Here is a 19617-nt window from a genome sequence, read left to right as displayed (position 1 = left end):
ATGGAACAGAGAAAAATTACCCAAGGCGACCTGGTGAGCATGTTTCTGCGCTCCAACCTGCAGCAGGCGTCATTCAACTTCGAGCGTATTCACGGGCTTGGCTTTTGCTACGACATGATCCCGGCCATCAAGCGCCTCTATCCGCTGAAGGAGGATCAGGTCGCCGCGCTGAAGCGCCATCTGGTGTTCTTTAACACCACCCCGGCGGTGTGTGGGCCGGTGATTGGCGTGACCGTCGCGATGGAGGAAGCGCGGGCCAACGGCGCCGCTATCGACGATGGCGCCATCAACGGGATCAAAGTCGGCCTGATGGGCCCGCTGGCCGGGGTGGGTGACCCGCTGGTGTGGGGCACGCTGCGGCCGATTACCGCCGCCCTCGGCGCTTCGCTGGCGCTCTCCGGAAACCTGGTTGGCCCGCTGCTGTTCTTCTTTATTTTCAATGCGGTGCGTCTGGCTATGAAGTGGTACGGGCTGCAGCTTGGCTTCCGTAAAGGGGTCAATATCGTCAGCGAGATGGGCGGTAACCTGCTGCAAAAACTGACCGAAGGCGCCTCCATTCTTGGCCTGTTTGTGATGGGCGTGCTGGTCACCAAGTGGACCACTATCAATGTACCGCTGGTGGTCTCGCAAACGCCGGGCGCCGATGGCTCGACCGTCACCATGACCGTACAGAACATCCTCGATCAGCTCTGCCCCGGCCTGCTGGCCCTGGGCCTGACCCTGCTGATGGTGCGTCTGCTCAATAAGAAAGTGAACCCGGTATGGCTGATTTTCGCCCTGTTCGGTTTGGGGATACTCGGTAACGCGCTGGGCTTCCTGTCCTGATTATTCCGCCCCGACGATGCCGGGGCTACTTCAACAAGTTAGCCCCAACAGATTTCGCAGTACGGCAAGGCGGCAACCGAACGTACCCGTAATGTGAAAGATGAAGGGGATGAGGTGGTAAATATGCAAACAACAGCCCTGCGCCTGTACGGCAAACGCGACCTGCGCCTGGAAACCTTCGAACTCCCGGCGATGCAGGATGATGAAATCCTCGCCCGGGTGGTCACCGACAGCCTGTGCCTCTCCTCATGGAAAGAGGCGAACCAGGGCGAGGACCACAAAAAGGTGCCGGACGATGTGGCGACCAACCCGATCATCATCGGCCATGAGTTCTGCGGGGAAATTATCGCCGTCGGCAAAAAGTGGCAGCACAAGTTTCGCGCTGGTCAACGCTATGTTATTCAGGCCAACCTGCAGCTGCCGGATCGCCCGGACTGCCCCGGCTATTCCTTCCCGTGGATCGGCGGCGAAGCCACCCACGTGGTGATCCCCAACGAGGTGATGGAACAGGATTGTTTGCTTTCCTGGGAAGGCGATACCTGGTTTGAAGGCTCGCTGGTGGAACCGCTTTCCTGCGTGATCGGCGCGTTCAACGCCAACTATCATCTGCAGGAAGGCAGCTATAACCATGTGATGGGCATTCGCCCACAGGGGCGCACGCTGATCCTCGGCGGCACCGGCCCGATGGGGCTGCTGGCTATCGACTACGCGCTGCATGGCCCGATCAATCCGGCGCTGCTGGTGGTCACCGACACCAATAAGCCCAAGCTCAGCTATGCGCGCCAGCACTATCCCTCCGAGCCGCAAACGTTGATTCACTATCTTGATGGGCGTGACGCCAGCCGCGAAACGCTGATGGCGCTCTCCGGCGGCCACGGTTTTGACGATATCTTCGTCTTCGTCCCAAATGAACAGCTCATCACCCTGGCTTCCTCGCTGCTGGCCGCAGACGGCTGCCTGAACTTCTTCGCCGGTCCGCAGGATAAGCAGTTCAGCGCGCCGATCAATTTTTACGATGTGCATTACGCCTTTACCCACTACGTTGGCACCTCCGGGGGCAATACCGACGATATGCGCGCCGCCGTCGCGCTGATGCAGGCGAAAAAAGTCCAGGCCGCGAAGGTGGTGACACATATTCTGGGGCTGAACGCGGCGGGCGAGACGACCCTGGATTTACCGGCGGTTGGCGGCGGTAAAAAGCTGGTCTATACCGGGAAAAATATCCCGCTGACGCCGCTGGGAGAAATCCGCGATCCGCAGCTGGCGGCGATCATGGAGCGCCATCACGGTATCTGGTCAAAAGAGGCGGAGGAGTATCTGCTGGCCCACGCGGAGGATATTGCTCATGATTAATCGCGATACGCAGCTGTGCATGTCGCTGGCCGGTCGCCCGGGCAACTTCGGCACCCGCTTTCATAACTATCTGTATGAAAAGCTCGGGCTGAATTATATCTATAAAGCCTTTACCACCCAGGACATTGCCGCGGCGGTAAACGGCGTGCGCGCATTAGGCGTTCGCGGCTGCGCGGTCTCGATGCCGTTTAAAGAGAGCTGTATACCGTTTCTCGACGCGCTTGACCCTTCGGCAAAGGTGATTGATTCGGTCAACACCATCGTCAACGACGACGGCAGGCTGACCGGGCTGAATACTGACTATATCGCGGTAAAAAGCCTGATTGACAGCCATCGGCTCGACGCCTCCGCCAAAGTGATGATCCAGGGCAGCGGCGGGATGGGCAAAGCGGTCATCGCCGCCTTCCGCGATGCCGGTTTCCGCGATGTGATTATCGCCGCCCGCCATCGCGAGCGCGGCCTGGCGCTGGCGAAGCAGTACGGTTTTCAGTGGCAGCCCAGGCCGGAGGGAATGGCGGCGGATATTCTGGTTAACGTCACCCCGCTCGGTATGGCGGGCGGTGCGGAAAGCGAAACCCTGGCCTTTAGCCAGACAATGGTGGAACGGGCCGCCGTGGTATTTGACGTGGTCGCGCTACCGCCGGAAACCCCGCTTATCAGGCTGGCGCAGAGGCTGGACAAGCGCGTTATCAGCGGCGCGGAGGTGATTGCCCTGCAGGCGGTGGAGCAGTTTGCGCTCTACACCGGCGTGCGTCCGGACGCGGCGCTTGTCGCTGAAGCCGCGGCCTTTGCCAGAGGGTAGGGGCAAAACGGTGAGCGCCAGGGAGGGCGCTCTAATAACCGTTGATCAGAAAGTCGATTGCATCGCGCAGCGCAGCCCTGTCCGCCGTCAAATCAGCAACGCACTTGCCCAGTTCTTTTTGCTGCAAACCCGCCATCATATGCGTCATCACAATATAAGTTTGACCGGCAATCGTAATCACGGGGCAAATTTTGGTCGGAGGCTGGGTATCAGGTAGTTGGTTTTGTTCTATCACAGGGGCAACCAGGATATGCTTCAGGACATTCGCGACCGGATGCTGCAGGTTGATTAAATAAGGGAAAACCTTTTTACCGCTTCCCGTATTCTCATAAGCGCAATATTGTTCCATCAGAACGGCCTTTGAAAATCACTAAACGAACCGTTTTCTTCTACCCATTGGTTAATCGTATCGATCGATTTCTTATTGTCTCGTAACCACTCTTCACGTTTGTGCTCACGAAATTTCTCAAGTAAAGCTTCCGTTAAAACCGCCGAAATGTTGATTTTAAGTTTACGCGCCTCTTCCAGGATTTCAGGCGAAAGCGAGACATTGACTGATTTTTTAACGTTCGACGTAGTGCGCATGATAGCCCCCATGGTAATGCGCATGACATGCCTCAGATTAGCGTAATAAACGAGCATTTTCTATTCCTTTGCCTGTGAATCATCAACGTAAAACTAAGCGGTTCCCGCTAACCTGTCACGCCCGGTAGAGTCAGTCTGCGAGGCGCTTTCCAGATTAATTCAGAGAGTCGCTGCGCCAATAATCGCCGTTCCGCTATGCTCAGCGCGTCTCAGCGTGAGCCACGTCAGCAAGCGGTAAGATATCCTGTGATAACATCCCTGCCCGAATAATCATCTGGCCAAATGGAGAAATGATGGAACTGCTGCTATTGAGTAACTCAACGCTGCCGGGCAAAGCCTGGCTGGAACATGCGCTGCCGACCATTGCCGGGCAGCTAAACGGCCGCCGTTCTGCGGTATTTATTCCTTTCGCCGGGGTAACGCAAACCTGGGACGATTACACCGCGAAAACCGCCGCCGTCTTCAGCCCAATGGGCGTCACGGTCACCGGTATTCACAGCGTCGCGGACCCGGTGTCGGCGATTGCGAATGCGGAGATAGTTATCGTCGGCGGCGGCAACACCTTTCAGCTGCTGAAAGAGTGCCGCGAACGCGGCCTGCTGGCGCCGATGGTGGATGTGGTGAAGCGCGGAGCGCTGTATATCGGCTGGAGCGCGGGCGCTAACCTGGCCTGTCCGACGATTCGCACCACTAACGATATGCCGATTGTCGACCCTAACGGTTTTGCTGCGCTGGGGTTGTTCCCGCTGCAAATTAACCCGCATTTCACCAACGCGCTGCCGGAAGGCCATAAAGGCGAGACCCGCGAGCAGCGGATCCGCGAGCTGCTGGTGGTTGCGCCAGAGCTGACGATTATCGGTCTGCCGGAAGGCAACTGGATTCAGGTGACGCAGGGCCACGCCACCCTCGGCGGCCCGAATCCGACGCTGGTGTTCAGAGCCGGAGAAGAAGCAGTAACCCTCAACGCTGGTCATCGTTTCTGATCCCTGCTTGCTCTTGTCCCGGAGGCGGCGCGTTGCGCCTGTCCGGGCTTGTATGATTAACCCGTCAGAAAGAACCGGCCAGTTCTCTCTGATGGCGGTCCGGATGCCGTGTCCGGGCTTAGGCTTTCGCGCCTGTTCCGTAGATCCTTTGCACCGGACCGCCGTTCTTTCTCATGTGATAAACCGGACAGTATCATGGACCGGCTTTCACCGGTAACCCGTATTCGCAAGGTTGGTTTCACTATGGAAAATGAACTCCACTTCATCGGTATTGATGTCGCCAAAGCTAAACTGGATGTCGATATTCTTCGCCCTGATGGCCGGCATCGTTGTAAAAAATTTGACAATACCCTCTCCGGGCACGAAGCGCTGGTCCGCTGGCTTCGCGGCCATGATGTGAACCGTGCCCATGTCTGCATGGAATCCACCAGCACCTACATGGAAGACGCGGCCGCGCATCTGAGTGATGCCGGGTATACCGTGTCCGTCATCAACCCCGCCCTCAGTAAAGCTTTCGCACAGAGTGAGGGGTTGCGCAGTAAAACCGACAAAGTGGACGCCCGTATGCTGGCTCACTTCTGCCGGGAAAAACGCCCGCCAGCCTGGGAGGCCCCCCATCCGACAGAGCGGGCACTGAAAGCCCTGGTGTTACGCCATCAGGCGCTGACAGAGATGCAGACACAGGAGAAAAACCGGCGGGAAACCGCGCCGGAAGTTCAGCTGACCAGCATTGATATCCTGCTGGGGTGTCTGAGCGCGGAGCTGGCGCGTATCGAAAAACAGATAAAAGACCTGACGGATAATGACCCGGATATGAAACAACGGCGGAAGCTGCTGAACAGTATCCCGGGCATCGGAGAGAAAACGGCGGCGGTTCTGCTGGCGTATACGGGCCTGAAGCTGAAGTTCGGTACAGGGCGGCAGTTCGCGGCGTATGCAGGACTGACGCCGGTGCAGCATGAGTCAGGCAGCAGCGTGATGCGGGCGAGCCGGATGAGCAAGGCGGGACCGGTTCATCTGCGCAAAGCGCTATACATGCCAGCGTTATCGGCGCTGTACCATACGGCGTGGGGAAAAGCGTTCAGGAAAAGGCTGGAGGGGAATGGTAAGCGTGCGAAAGTCATCACAGGGGCGATGATGCGAAAGCTGGCGCAGGTGGCGTACGGTGTACTGAAGTCAGGAAAGGCGTTCGATGCGTCACAGCATGAGCTGTTGATAGCGTAAGAAAGCGTGCCGGATGAAACGACAGCGCGGGATGTCGCTGTCGTTGTTGTGCCTGTCATCCGGGAGCCGGAGAAGATGACAGTGGTGAAAAGAGTTGCAGGCGTTCACAGTATCTACCGTTCCGCAGATGTCCGTGGGCCAGCGCATTCCCCGGGTTGCGGCGTAAACGCCTTACCCGGGCTACCGGCCCGCAGACGGCGGTAATCCTGTAGCCCGGCTAAGCGCAGCGCGAACCGGGGATGTCAGGCGGCTCATCAGCGCTTAATAATCATCGCGCTCATCGTCCTCATCCGGCTGCTCCATCACGCTATAGGCTACTGAGCAGAACAGCGAGTTAAGACGTTTCATATCGCCCAGCAGCGCGAGGTGCAGCGTACTGGTTTCAATACTCTGCACGTTTTGCTGATGCAGACGGTCAACGTGCGCGTGTGAGTAGCGGCGGTTCATAATGCGAAAACGATGCTTGCTGCGTCGCAGGCGGCGGGCGCTCGGCACGTCGCCGGAGAAGAAGACCGACATCGCCAGCTGCAGATTGCTGAGCAGCTGATCGTAGAGCGCGTCCAGCTCTTTCAGCCCCTCCATAGAGAATGCGCGGCGCGCGGCCAGCGATTTATCGGCGATTTCGCTCCCCATCCTTTCGACAATATCCGAAGCCTGCTCGAGGTTGAGCGCCATTTCGATAATTTCCGCCCAGCGGCGGGACTCCTCATCCGCCAGCTCCTCTTTCGGCATCCGCGCCAGATAGAGCTTAATCGCGGTGTAAAGCACGTTGATATCATCCGCCATCCGCCGTAGCTCTTTCTCCTCACGCGGCTCGCCGTGCATCACTTTACGCAGGCTTTCCAGCATCTGCTCCATGGCATCGCCGATACGCAGGGTTTCACGGGCGGCATTGGCCAGCGCCAGCGCGGGCGTATCCAGCGCCGAAGTATCCAGGTGCTTCGGCTTCAGTCGCGCATCCAGCTCCGGCTCATCGCGAATCAGGCGCTTACAGAGATTCGCCATCGGCCCGGCGAACGGCACCATGGCGATACAGCGGATCAGGTTGTAGAAGACGTGGAAATAGATGACCAGCTCGGATTTTTGCAGCGGGAGTTCATCCATGACGTTTGCCAACAGATGCACAAACGGCAGGATAATCAGGCTGCCCACCAGCTTAAACAGCAGGCTGCCGAGCGCAACGCGGCGCGCGGCGGCATTGGCGCCGCTGTTGTTTAACATGGCCAGCAGTCCGGAGCCGAGGTTGGCGCCGATCACCAGGCACAGCGCCACCGGAAACGAAATCACGCCGGTGGCGGTTAACGTCGCGGTCAGCAGCACCGCCGCCAGACTGGAATAGCTGATGATGGCAAACACCGCGCCGATCAGCGCATCCAGCATAATATCGCCGGTCAAAGAGGCGAAAATCACCTGTACCCCGTTGGCCTGGGTGATGGGATGCACCGCCTGGACGATCAGCTCCAGCGCCAGCAGAATCAGTCCTAAGCCAATCCCCACGCGCCCAAGCTGGCCCGCGCGCGTTTGTTTGCGGCCAAGGAAGAAAATCACGCCGATAAAAATCAGCAGCGGCGAAAGCCACGACAGGTCGAAGGTCAGCACCCTCGCCATCAGCGCGGTACCGACGTCAGCGCCCAGCACCATCACTAGCGCAGGGGCCAGCGCCACCAGATCCTGGGCGACAAAAGAGGTGACCAGCATAGTGGTGGCGTTGCTGCTCTGGACCAGCGCGGTAACGCCGATCCCCGCGCAGAAGGCGAGCGGTTTTTTCTCTACGCTGCTGCTGAGCACGCTGCGCAGGCGAGCGCCGTAGACGCGCATCACGCCAGTACGGACGATATGGGTGCCCCACACTAGTAGAGCGACGGCGGACAACAGGTGTAGCAGAGTTAACACGGAATCAGCTTCTCCTTATATTTATTCGTTCCCGAACTCATAAACCGTTACAGGCCGGATGGCGCTTCGCTTATCCGCTCCACAACGATCTCAAGCTCTTAAGTATAAGGGTTTACGCTCAATAAAGAGACAGGGCGCTCATTGAGCGCCCTGTTAGTTGTAAGAAAAGGTGACCACTTTACAAATTAATCAGCGTCATACCCCAGATTAGGCGCCAGCCAGCGCTCCACTTCCGCCACGCTCATTCCTTTTCGTAACGCGTAGTCTTCCACCTGATCGCGCTGAATTTGCGCCACCGCGAAGTACTTGCTGTCAGGATGGCTGAAGTACCAGCCGGAAACCGACGCGCCGGGCCACATGGCAAAGGACTCCGTCAGCTTCATGCCGGTGTGTTTTTCCACCTCCAGCAGCGCCCAGATCGTCGCCTTTTCAGTGTGCTCCGGGCAGGCCGGATAGCCCGGCGCCGGGCGAATCCCCTGGTAGTTCTCGCGGATCAGCTCTTCGTTGCTGAGGTTCTCGTTCGCCGCATAGCCCCAGTAGACCTTGCGCACCCGCTCATGCAGATATTCGGCAAAGGCTTCCGCCAGGCGGTCGGCAATCGCCTTCACCATAATCTTGTTGTAATCATCGTGCTGCGCTTCGTAGGCGTCGGCCAGCGCGTCTTCCTCAAGGCCGCCGGTCACCGCAAAGGCGCCGATATAATCCGCTTTTCCTGACAGTTTCGGGGCGACAAAATCCGCCAGGCAGTAGTTGGCAAAACCAACTTTTTCGGTCTGCTGGCGTAAATGATGCCCCACCGTCAGCACGTGCGTGCGAGTTTCATCGCGATAGATTTCGACATCGTCGCCGACGCGGTTAGCCGGGAACAGCCCCACTACGCCTCGCGGATTCAGGGTCTTCTCGGCGCTGAGCTTATCCAGCAGCTCATTGGCATCGCTGAACAGGCGCTTCGCCTCTTCGCCCACCACTTCATCTTCCAGAATGCGCGGATATTTCCCGGCCAGCGACCAGGTCATAAAGAACGGCGTCCAGTCGATATAGTTACGCAGGGTTTCGATACTGGCTTCCACTTCCTGCACGCCCAGGCGATGGGCCACCGGCGGCGTATAGCTTTCCCAGTCAAAGGCCAGATCGTTATCGCGCGCGGCTTCCAGCGTGACCGGCGGGGTGCGCGGCTTTTTACGCCCGTGCTGAATACGTACCGTTTCGTACTCTTTGCGGGTTCGGGCGACAAAATCATCACGCTGGGTCGCGGACAGCAGCGCAGCGACCACGCCGACGGTACGCGAGGCGTTCTGTACGTAGACCGTCGGGCCGCTGTAGTTCTGCTCGATTTTCACCGCCGTATGCGCTTTCGAGGTAGTGGCGCCGCCGATCAGCAGCGGAATAGTAAAGCCCTGACGCTCCATCTCCTTCGCCACGTTGACCATCTCATCCAGCGACGGCGTAATCAGCCCGGAGAGGCCAATCAGATCGGCGTTCACCTCACGGGCGGTTTTGAGGATTTTATCCGCAGGCACCATCACGCCAAGATCGACGATTTCGTAGTTATTACACTGCAGCACCACGCCGACAATGTTCTTACCGATGTCGTGAACGTCGCCTTTCACGGTGGCGATCACCATCTTGCCGTTGCTGGAGCCTTTCTCTTTGCTGGCTTCGATATAGGGTTCAAGGTAGGCCACCGCCTGCTTCATTACGCGGGCGGATTTCACCACCTGCGGCAGGAACATTTTCCCCTCGCCGAACAGATCGCCGACCACGTTCATGCCGTCCATCAGCGGCCCTTCGATCACCTCAATCGGACGCGCGGCCTGTTGGCGAGCTTCTTCGGTATCCAGTTCGATAAATTCGGTAATGCCCTTCACCAGCGAGTATTCGAGGCGTTTTTTGACGTCCCAGCTGCGCCACTCCGCCTGCTGGGCGTTGGCAGTGTCATCCGTTTTGCTGCCGCGATATTTTTCCGCCAGATCGAGCAGGCGTTCGGTGCCGTCATCGCGGCGGTTCAGAATCACATCTTCAACCGCGTCGCGCAGCTCGGCGGGCAGATCGTCGTAAATCGCCAGCTGGCCGGCGTTGACGATACCCATATCCATACCGTTGCGGATGGCGTAGTAAAGGAATACCGCGTGAATCGCCTCGCGCACAGGGTCGTTGCCGCGGAAGGAGAACGACACGTTAGAAACGCCGCCGGAAATGAGCGCGTGCGGCAGTTCGCGTTTGATATCTTCGCAGGCGCCGATAAAGTCCTGGGCGTAGTTGTTGTGCTCTTCAATTCCGGTCGCCACGGCGAAAATATTCGGGTCAAAGATGATATCTTCCGGCGGGAAACCCACCTCTTCGGTGAGAATTTTGTACGCCCGGCGGCAAATTTCAATTTTCCGCTCGCGGGTATCGGCCTGGCCCACTTCATCAAAGGCCATCACCACCACGGCGGCCCCGTAGCGGCGCACCTTTTTCGCGTGCTGGATAAACGGCTCAACGCCCTCTTTCATCGAGATGGAGTTAACGATGCCTTTACCCTGAATACACTTCAGGCCTTTTTCGATAACTTCCCATTTGGAAGAGTCGATCATAATCGGCACGCGGGCGATATCCGGCTCACCGGCGATCAGGTTGAGGAAACGCGTCATCGCCGCTTCGGCGTCGAGCATCCCCTCATCCATATTGATATCGATAATCTGCGCGCCGCTTTCGACCTGCTGGCGCGCTACATCCAGCGCTTCGTTATATTTTTCTTCTTTAATCAGGCGCTTAAATTTCGCCGAGCCGGTGACGTTGGTGCGTTCGCCAACGTTCACAAACAGGCTGTCGTCGCCGATATTCAGCGGCTCCAGGCCGGAAAGACGGCAGGCAACGGGGATCTCCGGCAGCTGGCGCGGCGGCAGGCCGGCCACCGCGTGGCTCATGGCGGCGATATGTTCCGGCGTGGTGCCGCAGCAGCCGCCGACAATATTCAGGAATCCGGCTTCAGCCCATTCGCGAATTTGCGCCGCCATCGTGTCGGCGTCCAGATCGTATTCACCAAAAGCGTTTGGCAGACCGGCGTTCGGGTGGGCGGTGACGTAGCACTCGGCGATACGCGACAGTTCCTGCACGTACTGGCGCAGCTCATCCGGCCCGAGGGCGCAGTTGAGGCCGAACGTCAGCGCATCGGCGTGGCGCAGCGAGTTATAAAAAGCTTCGGTGGTCTGGCCGGACAGCGTGCGCCCGGAGGCGTCGGTGATGGTGCCGGAGATCATAATCGGCAGATCGACACCCAGCGCTTCGAACTCCTCTTTAACCGCAAAGATCGCCGCCTTGGCGTTGAGGGTATCGAACACCGTCTCAATCAGAATCAGATCCGCCCCGCCTTCCACCAGCGCTTTGGTGGATTCACGATAGGCTTCCACCAGCCCGTCAAAGGTGATGTTGCGGTAGGCCGGGTCGTTGACGTCCGGAGAAATAGACGCGGTGCGGTTAGTCGGGCCGAGAACGCCTGCGACGTAGCGCGGTTTTTCCGGCGTGCGGGCGCTCCAGGCATCGGCGCTGGCGCGGGCCAGTTTCGCCGCCGTAAAGTTGATCTCCGCCGACAGGGATTCCATCTGGTAATCCGCCATCGCGATGGTCGTCGAGTTAAAGGTGTTGGTTTCAATGATATCCGCCCCGGCCTCGAAATAGGCATCGTGGATAGCGGTTATCACTTCCGGCTTGCTGAGAACCAGCAGGTCGTTGTTGCCCTTCAGGTCGCACGGCCAGTCGGCAAAGCGTTCGCCGCGAAAGTCCTGCTCACTCAGACGATAGCTCTGGATCATGGTGCCCATGCCCCCATCCAGAACCAAAATACGTGCTTTTAACTGCTGACGCAGTTGCTCAACTTTGCTGCTCACACTCGCTCCCGACAACGCTCAACCAGACCGAAAAAACTCAACAGACCATACTGGCACAAACCGAAGGGGTGGAAAAGAGAACAGCGGGCAAGATGAGACATGTTCAGCTTCACTCATCCGATCAGTCGGGTAGTGATTGCATTATCGCCAAATAAAACGAAAATCATTTCCACGATACAGAAAAAAGGAGTCCGCGATGGCGACCCCCGCTCCCGCAAAACGCGGCAGAAAACCTGCCTCTCCCGCCGCCGCTCCGGCTGGCGGACAAGTTCAGTCCCTGACTCGCGGACTGAAACTGCTTGAATGGATTGCTGAATCCCACGGCAGCGTGGCGCTGACCGAGCTGGCCCAGCAGGCTGGTTTGCCTAACTCCACGACGCACCGCCTGCTGACGACCATGCAGCAGCTGGGTTTTGTTCGTCAGGTCGGTGAGCTGGGACACTGGTCGGTAGGCGCGCATGCTTTCGTCGTCGGCAGCAGCTTCCTGCAAAGCCGTAATCTGTTGGCGATCGTCCATCCGATTTTGCGTCAGCTGATGGAAGACTCCGGCGAAACGGTTAACCTCGCGGTGCTGGACCAGAGCGACCATCAGGCGATTATTATCGATCAGGTGCAGTGTACCCAGCTGATGCGCATGTCGGCGCCGATTGGCGGTAAGCTACCGATGCACGCTTCCGGCGCCGGAAAGGCGTTTTTGTCGCAACTGAGTGAAGATCAGGTCACCGGTCTGCTGCACCGTCAAGGCCTGCACGCTTATACCCACGCCACGCTGGTATCGCCGGTGCATCTGAAAGAGGACCTGGCCCAGACGCGCAAACGCGGCTACTCGTTTGATGATGAAGAACACGCGCTTGGCCTACGCTGCGTGGCGTCATGCATTTATGATGAACATCGTGAGCCGTTCGCCGCCATCTCTATTTCCGGGCCCATTTCCCGCATTACCGATGATCGCGTGACCGAGTTCGGCGCGATGGTGATTAAGGCGGCGAAAGAAGTCACGCTGGCCTACGGCGGAGTACGCTAAATGAGCGATCTGAAATCCTACTGGCAGGATAAATACCCTTCCGCTTTTTGCTGGTCTTTCGGCGATTCCGCGGCGCTGGCCGACGAGCTGGCGGCCCTGGTCGTCGCGGGGAAAAAGCGCGGCACCTGCGGCTCGCTTGTCAGCTATCAGCAGGAACAGCCGCCCGTGACGCCAGGGGCATATCACATTGTGCTGGACGGCAAAGGGAAAGCCGTCTGCGTGATACGCACCCTGACGCTCAGACTCATCCGTTTTAACGAAATGAGCCCGGAGCTCGCCGCGCTGGAAGGCGAAGGCGATTTGAGCCTCGCCTACTGGCAATCGGCGCATCAGGCCTTCTTTGAACGAGAGGGCACCTGGGCGCCGGATATGGAGCTGGTATACGAAGAGTTTGCCGTTATCGAAGCGGCCTGAGCCAGCCCGCCTGTTACCCCGCCTGCTGCAGATTGCCGTAACGCACGCAAAAGCGCTGACGGCGGCGATAGGCGTAGACATCTTCCACGTGGCCGTTGCGGATGCGCGTTTGCAGCTCCCGCCAGTAGTCGGCGCGCAGCAGGTCGGCATGCATCTCTTCAAATAGCGGCCCGATGCGCGGATCGGCGCACAGCCAGTGGCGAAACTCTTCCGGGAAAACATCGCCCGGCGAGACGCTATACCAGGGCTCGCTGGCGAGTTCATCTTCCGGGTAGCGCGCCGGCGGGATCTCGCGGAAGTTCACTTCCGTCATATAGCAAATTTCATCATAATCGTAGAACACCACCCGGCCGTGACGCGTGACGCCAAAGTTTTTAAAGAGCATATCGCCGGGGAAAATATTGGCGGCAGCCAGCTGTCGAATGGCGTTCCCGTACTCCTCCACCGCATCGCGCAGCGCCTGACCGTCGACCTGCTCCAGCCAGATATTGAGCGGCACCATCCGCCGCTCGATATAAAGATGGCTGATGGCGATGCGATCGCCGAGATCGGTAATTTTCGCTCCGGCCTCGGTTTGCAGCAGGGTCATCAGTTCGGGCGCAATTTGCCGTTTCTCCAGCACGAAGTTCTCAAACTCCTGGGTATCGGCCATCCGTCCCACGCGGTCGTGCTCTTTGACCAGCTGATAGCAGGCGCGCACGTGGGCGGCGGTCATCTCTTTTTGCGGCGCGAAGCGGTCCTTAATGACCTTAAATACCCGGTCAAATCCCGGCAAAGTAAACACCAGCATCACCATTCCACGGATCCCCGGCGCTTCAATAAATTGCTCATCGCTGCGGGAAATGTAGTGCAGGTATTCCCGATAACTCTCGGTTTTCGCATGCTTCTGGCAGCCAATCGCCATATACAATTCGGCGGTGGTTTTACCCGGGAGAATCTCGCGCAGCCACTCAACCAGCGCGCCGGGCAGCGGCGCGTAAACCATAAAATAGGAGCGGGCGAAGCCAAAAACGATGCTGGCTTCGGCGTGCGTCGTCAGACAGGCATCGACAAACAGTTCACCTTCATCGGAACGATGGATGGGGAGAAGAAAAGGCAGCGTCGCCATCGGCGTGACGAGTTTACCCACCAGCCAGGCCGCCTTATTGCGATAAAACAGTTCATTCGCCACCTGCAGATGCGAGCGGGAAAGCAACTCGCTGCCGAGCGCTTCCTGCAGGCAAGCGGTGATATATCCGATGTCGCGCGCGCTGTTTTGCCACGGCAGACGGAGAGGAAGATCGGATAACACTTTGCGTAATAACGTGTCCCAGCCCCGGTTCGGGAAGAAATCTTTAGCCAGCGGCCGCGGGATGGAACGTAAGCGCCGCTCCGGCTGCGAGCTGAAAATAAAAAGCCGCTCGGGAGTCAGCGAGCGGTGGTCAAACAACCGGCAATAGACGGAATTAAAAAAGCTCTCCGCAATTTCGAAGCGAGGGTAATCCGGCAGCAGGCGGGTATAGTGCTCTTTCACCCGCAGCAAAAATTCGGTATCGGTATTTTTACCATCGGTAATGCAGCGCAGCTGTTCGACGACCAGGCCGACATGGTGATCGTAAAGGTGAATACGCTGCTTCATCGCCTGCTGGACGGCATGCCAGTCAGCCTGTTCAAAGCGCTGCTGGGCGCCGGAAGTCACTTCAAGAAAACGACCATATTGGGCGTCAAAACCCTGCAAAATAGTTTGAGCAATCAATAATTCCAGGCCACGCGTCATCGCTTTCCCCCATCCAGCATCCGGTCATGCCGGTTGGCGCGTACGCTTATCCGGCCTACCGCTTTCGTAGGCCCGGTAAGCGCAGCGCCACCGGGCAGCAATCAGAACTGCGACTCTTCCGTCGAGCCGGTCAGCGCCGTCACCGACGATGTTCCGCCCTGGATAATGGTGGTCACCTTATCGAAGTAGCCGGTACCCACTTCCTGCTGATGAGAGACAAAGGTGTAGCCATCTTTAGCCGCCGCGAACTCCGGCTGCTGGACTTTCTCAACATAATGCTTCATGCCCTCGCCCTGGGCGTAAGCGTGCGCCAGATCGAACATGTTGAACCACATGCTGTGGATACCGGCCAGGGTGATGAACTGATACTTGTAGCCCATATCCGCCAGCTGCTGCTGGAAGCTGGCAATGGTTTTATCATCCAGCTTTTTCTGCCAGTTAAACGACGGCGAGCAGTTGTAGGCCAGCAGTTTGCCCGGATATTTCGCGTGAATCGCATCGGCAAAGCGCTTTGCCAGCTCAAGGTCCGGGGTGGAAGTTTCACACCACACCAGGTCGGCATAGGGCGCGTAGGCCAGCCCGCGGCTGATCGCCTGTTCGATACCGGCATGGGTGCGGAAGAACCCTTCGCTGGTACGGTCTCCGGTGATGAACTGACGATCGTAAGGATCGCAGTCTGAGGTAATTAAATCCGCCGCATCGGCGTCAGTACGGGCGATCACCAGGGTCGGCACGCCCATCACGTCCGCCGCCAGGCGCGCGGCAACCAGTTTCTGAATCGCTTCTTGCGTGGGTACCAGTACTTTGCCGCCCATATGGCCGCATTTCTTCACCGATGCCAGCTGGTCTTCGAAGTGTACGGCCGCTGCACCGGCCTCAATCATCGATTTCATCAGCTCGAACGCATTAAGCACGCCGCCAAATCCCGCTTCCGCGTCGGCGACGATCGGCAGGAAATAATCGGTATAACGCGGATCGTTCAGCTCAATGCCCGCAGACCACTGGATCTGATCCGCGCGGCGGAAGGTGTTGTTGATCCGATCGACAACTGCCGGTACCGAGTTTGCCGGATAGAGCGATTGATCCGGATACATGCTGGAAGCCAGGTTGGCGTCCGCCGCGACCTGCCAGCCGGAAAGATAAATCGCTTCAATGCCCGCTTTCGCCTGCTGCAGCGCCTGCCCGCCGGTCAGCGCGCCCAGGCTGTTGATGTAGCCTTTTTTCGCTTCGCCGTGCAGGAGTCGCCACATCTTTGCCGCGCCCAGCTGCGCCAGGGTACACTCTGGATTGACCGAGCCGCGTAGCTTCACCACGTCCTCGGCGCTGTATGGGCGGGTAATCCCTTCCCAGCGCGGTTTCGTCCACTCTTTGTTTAATTCTTCGATTTGTTGGGTACGAGTCTTCATGTGCAGATGCTCCATATTGTTGTGTGGTGAATTAGGCCAGAAGGCGATAGCCCGGCAGGGTTAAGAAATCGATCAGCTCGTCGGAGGTGGTGATCTGTTCCATCAGGCGAGCGGCTTCATCAAAACGCCCGCTGCTGTAGCGGTGCTCGCCCAGTTCGTCCTGAATCACCCGCATCTCTTCGGCCAGCCACTGGCGGAACAGCGCTTTGGTTACCGGTGTGCCGTTACTGAGGGTTTTCTCATGATGGATCCACTGCCAAATCGAGGTGCGGGAGATTTCGGCCGTTGCCGCATCTTCCATCAGGCCATAGATCGGTACGCAGCCATTACCGGAGATCCACGCCTCGATGTACTGCACCGCCACGCGAATATTGGCGCGCATGCCCTCTTCGGTTCGTTCGCCCTCGCAGGGGGCCAGCAGCTGTTCAGCGGTAATCGGCGCGTCGTCTTCGCGGGTAACCGACAGCTGATTTTTGTTCTCGCCCAGTACACCGTTAAAGACGGCCATCGCGGTGTCAGCCAGCCCGGGATGGGCGATCCAGGTACCGTCATGGCCGTTATTCGCCTCCAGCGACTTATCGGCTTTTACTTTATTCAGCACCTGATTGTTGCGTTCAGCGTCTTTACTGGGGATAAAGGCCGCCATACCGCCCATCGCAAACGCGCCGCGCTTGTGGCAGGTCTTAATCAGCAATCGCGAATAGGCGCTGAGGAAAGGTTTGTCCATCGTCACTACCTGACGATCCGGCAGAACGCGGTCAGGGTGGTTCTTCAGCGTTTTGATATAGCTGAAGATGTAGTCCCAGCGCCCGCAGTTCAGGCCAACAATATGGTCGCGCAGGGCATGCAGGATTTCATCCATCTGGAATACGGCGGGCAGCGTTTCAATCAGCAACGTGGCTTTAACGGTGCCGCGCGGCAGCTCAAAACGGTCTTCCGTAAAGCTAAAGACTTCACTCCACCACGCCGCTTCCTGCCAGGCCTGAGTCTTCGGCAGATAGAAATAGGGGCCGCTGCCTTTTTCCAGTAACGCTTTGTAGTTATGGAAGAAATAGAGTGCGAAGTCGAACAGGCTGCCGGGAATGGCTTCACCGCGCCAGGTCACATGTTTTTCCGGCAGGTGCAGACCGCGAACGCGGCAGATCAGTAGCGCCGGGTTCGGCTTGAGCTGATAAATCTTGCCGGCTTCATTGGTGTAGCTGATGGTGCCGTTAACCGCATCGCGCAGGTTAATTTGCCCATCAATGACTTTGTTCCATTCGGGCGCCAGCGAATCTTCGAAATCCGCCATGAACACTTTCACATTCGCATTGAGCGCATTGATCACCATCTTGCGCTCAACCGGCCCGGTGATTTCCACCCGCCGATCCTGCAAATCCTCCGGAATGCCGCGGATTTTCCATTCACTATTACGAATGGAAGCTGTTTCCGAAATAAAATCAGGAAGCTTTCCGTCGTCAATTGCCTGCTGCTGCTGGATACGCGCCGCCAGGAGTTTGTTGCGCTCTGGCGTAAAGCGGCTCACCAGCTCGGTCAGAAACTCCACTGCCTCAGGCGTTAAGATTTGCTTTTCCTGGTCGCCATATGGCTGGCTAAAAGCCAGTTCGTCAGTAATTGTCGCCTGCTGCGTCATGTGCTGCTCCTCTTGGTTGATCCAGTTGGCGCGAACGTAAGATCGTTGTGTAGTTTTCGTTCAGCACAATTAAGACTACGCATTTATTTTTCAAAATCAAAAACAATTTCCATTTTTAATTTAATTACAATTTAACCCATTGATAACAATATGAATAAAGTTTAATTACAATATGAGCTGCGTTTCGGAAATAAAAAAGGCACCCGAAGGTGCCAGAGGCAAAATGCTGAAACGCTTTAGGATCGCGTTGTGTAGAAGATTAATCCAGAGTCGGATTCATATGGCGTAGATCGTATGGCGTGATCTGGTAGACGTAATAATTCAGCCAGTTGATAAACAGCAGATTGCCATGGCTTCGCCATGTGGCGCGCGGTTTGTTCTGCGGATCGTTTTGCGGGAAATAATTGTACGGAACCTGCGGATCGAGGCCCGCTTCCACATCGCGGAAAAACTCGCTGGCCAGGGTATTGGCGTCATATTCCGGGTGACCGGTTACGAAGGCGATGCGTTTATCTTTACTGGCGAACAGGTAGGCGTCCCCCTCTTCCGTCTCCGCCAAAATCTCCAGGTCGGTGTAGTCGCGAATCAGCGCCGCCGGAAAATCGGCATAGCGCGAATGCGGGGCCAGAAAGCTATCGTCAAAGCCGCGGGTTAACAAGGCATGAGGTTGCAGGATATGGTGTTCATATACGCCGGAAATCTTTTCAGAGCGGGTCTGTTTAGGAATACCGTAGAGAATATTAAGGGCAGCCTGTACCGCCCAACAGACAAACAGTGTGGAGGTGACATGATCTTTTGCCCACTCCAGTACCTGCTTGATCTGCGGCCAGTAGGCAACGTCATTAAACTCAACAAGCCCTAAAGGCGCGCCGGTCACAATCAGGCCGTCAAAGTTCTGATCGCAAATATCTTCAAAGTTGCAGTAAAAGTTGTTGAGGTGTTCCGCCGGGGTATTACGCGATTCGCGAGCATCGATGCGCAGCAGCTGGATATCAAGCTGCAGAGGAGAGTTGGAAAGCAGTCGCAGAAACTGATTCTCAGTCTCGATTTTCTTCGGCATCAGATTAAGGATGAGCACCTTCAGCGGGCGGATTTCCTGAGTCGTCGCGCGAGTTGTCGTCATCACAAAGACGTTTTCATTACGCAAGAAATTGACGGCCGGTAGCTCGTCCTGCACCCGAATTGGCATAACTTTATTACCTCATAGCATACGTATAAACGTTTAGACATCCAGACAGCTGAAGATACCCAGGAATAAGGTGAATGTCGAGCCTGCAGGTGCAGGGTGAGAAAATTTCACGGAGATTTTTAGGTTAGAATATAAGAACAAATAAAAGGAGCAATTATGGTTATTAGTATCCGCCGTTCACGGCATGATGAAGGGGAAAAACTGGTTGCGATCTGGCGTCGGTCGGTTGATGCCACACACGATTTCCTGTCAAAAGAGTATAGAGTGGAACTCGAAACGCTGGTGAGTTCATTTCTACCCGAAGCGCCGCTGTGGGTGGCGGTAACGGAGAAAGATGAGCCCGTCGCCTTTATGCTTCTTACGGGTGAACATATGGATGCGCTATTCGTTGACCCTACGGTCCGCGGCTGTGGAGTCGGTAAATTACTGATTGAACACGCGCTAACGCTGGCGCCAAAGTTGACGACCAACGTTAATGAGCAGAATGAGCAAGCGGTCGGATTTTATCAGAAGATGGGCTTTAAGGTGACGGGGCGTTCAGAGACGGACGATCTTGGTAAACCTTATCCGTTATTGCATCTGGTACATGAGTAAAATATGGGGCCGGATAAGGATCAACTCCTGTCCGGTCATTCGCAGACCACAAAAACGCAAAAAGCCC

The 19617-nt window shown here is 57.1% G+C and carries 16 protein-coding genes; 8 read left to right on the top strand and 8 right to left on the bottom strand.

Annotation, left to right across the window (positions count from 1 at the left end; translation table 11 throughout):
• The 3 genes from KOSB73_RS02725 (at position 1) to KOSB73_RS02715 (ending at position 2980) form a co-directional block, all read left to right on the top strand.
• Positions 1-825, top strand: coding sequence for a PTS system mannose/fructose/sorbose family transporter subunit IID (locus tag KOSB73_RS02725; protein ID WP_004137598.1), 825 nt, complete (start codon positions 1-3; stop codon positions 823-825).
• 123 nt (positions 826-948) lie between these two features.
• On the top strand, positions 949-2178 hold the full coding sequence (gene sorE / locus KOSB73_RS02720; protein WP_004137599.1) for an L-sorbose 1-phosphate reductase: 1230 nt from the start codon (positions 949-951) through the stop codon (positions 2176-2178).
• Positions 2171-2980 (top strand): shikimate 5-dehydrogenase, encoded by an 810-nt coding sequence (locus KOSB73_RS02715; protein WP_004138476.1) that lies wholly within the window; start codon positions 2171-2173, stop codon positions 2978-2980. Before sorE ends, KOSB73_RS02715 begins: the two co-directional genes overlap by 8 nt.
• Positions 2981-3011: 31 nt before the next feature.
• Here KOSB73_RS02715 and KOSB73_RS02710 read toward each other — a convergent pair whose 3' ends face one another.
• Together KOSB73_RS02710 and KOSB73_RS02705 are read right to left on the bottom strand one after the other, a co-directional pair.
• Positions 3012-3329 (bottom strand): CcdB family protein, encoded by a 318-nt coding sequence (locus KOSB73_RS02710; RefSeq protein ID WP_004138474.1) that lies wholly within the window; start codon positions 3327-3329, stop codon positions 3012-3014.
• Positions 3329-3622: a type II toxin-antitoxin system CcdA family antitoxin gene (locus tag KOSB73_RS02705; protein WP_004138471.1), complete on the bottom strand. Its 294-nt coding sequence runs from the start codon at positions 3620-3622 to the stop codon at positions 3329-3331. The genes KOSB73_RS02710 and KOSB73_RS02705 overlap by 1 nt, the downstream gene beginning before the upstream one ends.
• A gap of 236 nt (positions 3623-3858) precedes the next feature.
• On the opposite strand from KOSB73_RS02705, the gene pepE reads away from it, so the two are divergent.
• Entirely contained in the window at positions 3859-4548 is a 690-nt protein-coding gene (gene pepE, locus KOSB73_RS02700) for a dipeptidase PepE (RefSeq protein WP_004138468.1), read from the top strand.
• A 243-nt stretch (positions 4549-4791) separates the two neighbouring features.
• On the top strand, positions 4792-5772 hold the full coding sequence (locus tag KOSB73_RS02695) for an IS110 family transposase (RefSeq protein ID WP_004138466.1): 981 nt from the start codon (positions 4792-4794) through the stop codon (positions 5770-5772).
• Positions 5773-6033: 261 nt separating this feature from the next.
• Here the strand turns inward: KOSB73_RS02695 and KOSB73_RS02690 are convergent, their stop codons facing one another.
• Together KOSB73_RS02690 and metH are read right to left on the bottom strand one after the other, a co-directional pair.
• The gene (locus KOSB73_RS02690; protein ID WP_004127714.1) at positions 6034-7665 is read right to left on the bottom strand and encodes a Na/Pi cotransporter family protein; all 1632 of its coding nucleotides are present in this window, start codon (positions 7663-7665) and stop codon (positions 6034-6036) included.
• A 185-nt stretch (positions 7666-7850) separates the two neighbouring features.
• The gene (metH, locus tag KOSB73_RS02685) at positions 7851-11534 is read right to left on the bottom strand and encodes a methionine synthase (protein WP_098140212.1); all 3684 of its coding nucleotides are present in this window, start codon (positions 11532-11534) and stop codon (positions 7851-7853) included.
• Positions 11535-11730: 196 nt separating this feature from the next.
• Here metH and iclR point away from each other — a divergent pair, with 196 nt between their 5' ends.
• Both iclR and KOSB73_RS02675 read left to right on the top strand, forming a co-directional pair.
• Positions 11731-12558, top strand: a complete 828-nt coding sequence (iclR, locus tag KOSB73_RS02680; RefSeq protein ID WP_024360169.1) for a glyoxylate bypass operon transcriptional repressor IclR — start codon at positions 11731-11733, stop codon at positions 12556-12558.
• Between the two features lie 9 nt (positions 12559-12567).
• Complete coding sequence (locus KOSB73_RS02675; protein ID WP_087829759.1) at positions 12568-12972, top strand: ASCH domain-containing protein; 405 nt, start codon at positions 12568-12570, stop codon at positions 12970-12972.
• A 13-nt stretch (positions 12973-12985) separates the two neighbouring features.
• On the opposite strand, the gene aceK is transcribed toward KOSB73_RS02675, so the two are convergent.
• From aceK to metA, 4 genes are all read right to left on the bottom strand, one after another.
• Positions 12986-14728: a bifunctional isocitrate dehydrogenase kinase/phosphatase gene (gene aceK, locus KOSB73_RS02670; protein WP_004138461.1), complete on the bottom strand. Its 1743-nt coding sequence runs from the start codon at positions 14726-14728 to the stop codon at positions 12986-12988.
• 101 nt (positions 14729-14829) lie between these two features.
• Complete coding sequence (gene aceA / locus KOSB73_RS02665; protein WP_004138460.1) at positions 14830-16134, bottom strand: isocitrate lyase; 1305 nt, start codon at positions 16132-16134, stop codon at positions 14830-14832.
• A 31-nt stretch (positions 16135-16165) separates the two neighbouring features.
• Positions 16166-17767, bottom strand: a complete 1602-nt coding sequence (aceB, locus tag KOSB73_RS02660; protein WP_049130453.1) for a malate synthase A — start codon at positions 17765-17767, stop codon at positions 16166-16168.
• A gap of 259 nt (positions 17768-18026) precedes the next feature.
• Positions 18027-18956, bottom strand: coding sequence for a homoserine O-acetyltransferase MetA (gene metA / locus KOSB73_RS02655; protein WP_004138454.1), 930 nt, complete (start codon positions 18954-18956; stop codon positions 18027-18029).
• Between the two features lie 156 nt (positions 18957-19112).
• Here metA and KOSB73_RS02650 point away from each other — a divergent pair, with 156 nt between their 5' ends.
• On the top strand, positions 19113-19550 hold the full coding sequence (locus tag KOSB73_RS02650) for an acetyltransferase (RefSeq protein ID WP_004138452.1): 438 nt from the start codon (positions 19113-19115) through the stop codon (positions 19548-19550).
• Positions 19551-19617 lie beyond the last annotated feature (67 nt).

The organism is Klebsiella grimontii (assembly GCF_900200035.1).
GTDB lineage: Bacteria > Pseudomonadota > Gammaproteobacteria > Enterobacterales > Enterobacteriaceae > Klebsiella > Klebsiella grimontii.
This window is presented reverse-complemented; position numbering and strand designations above follow the sequence as displayed.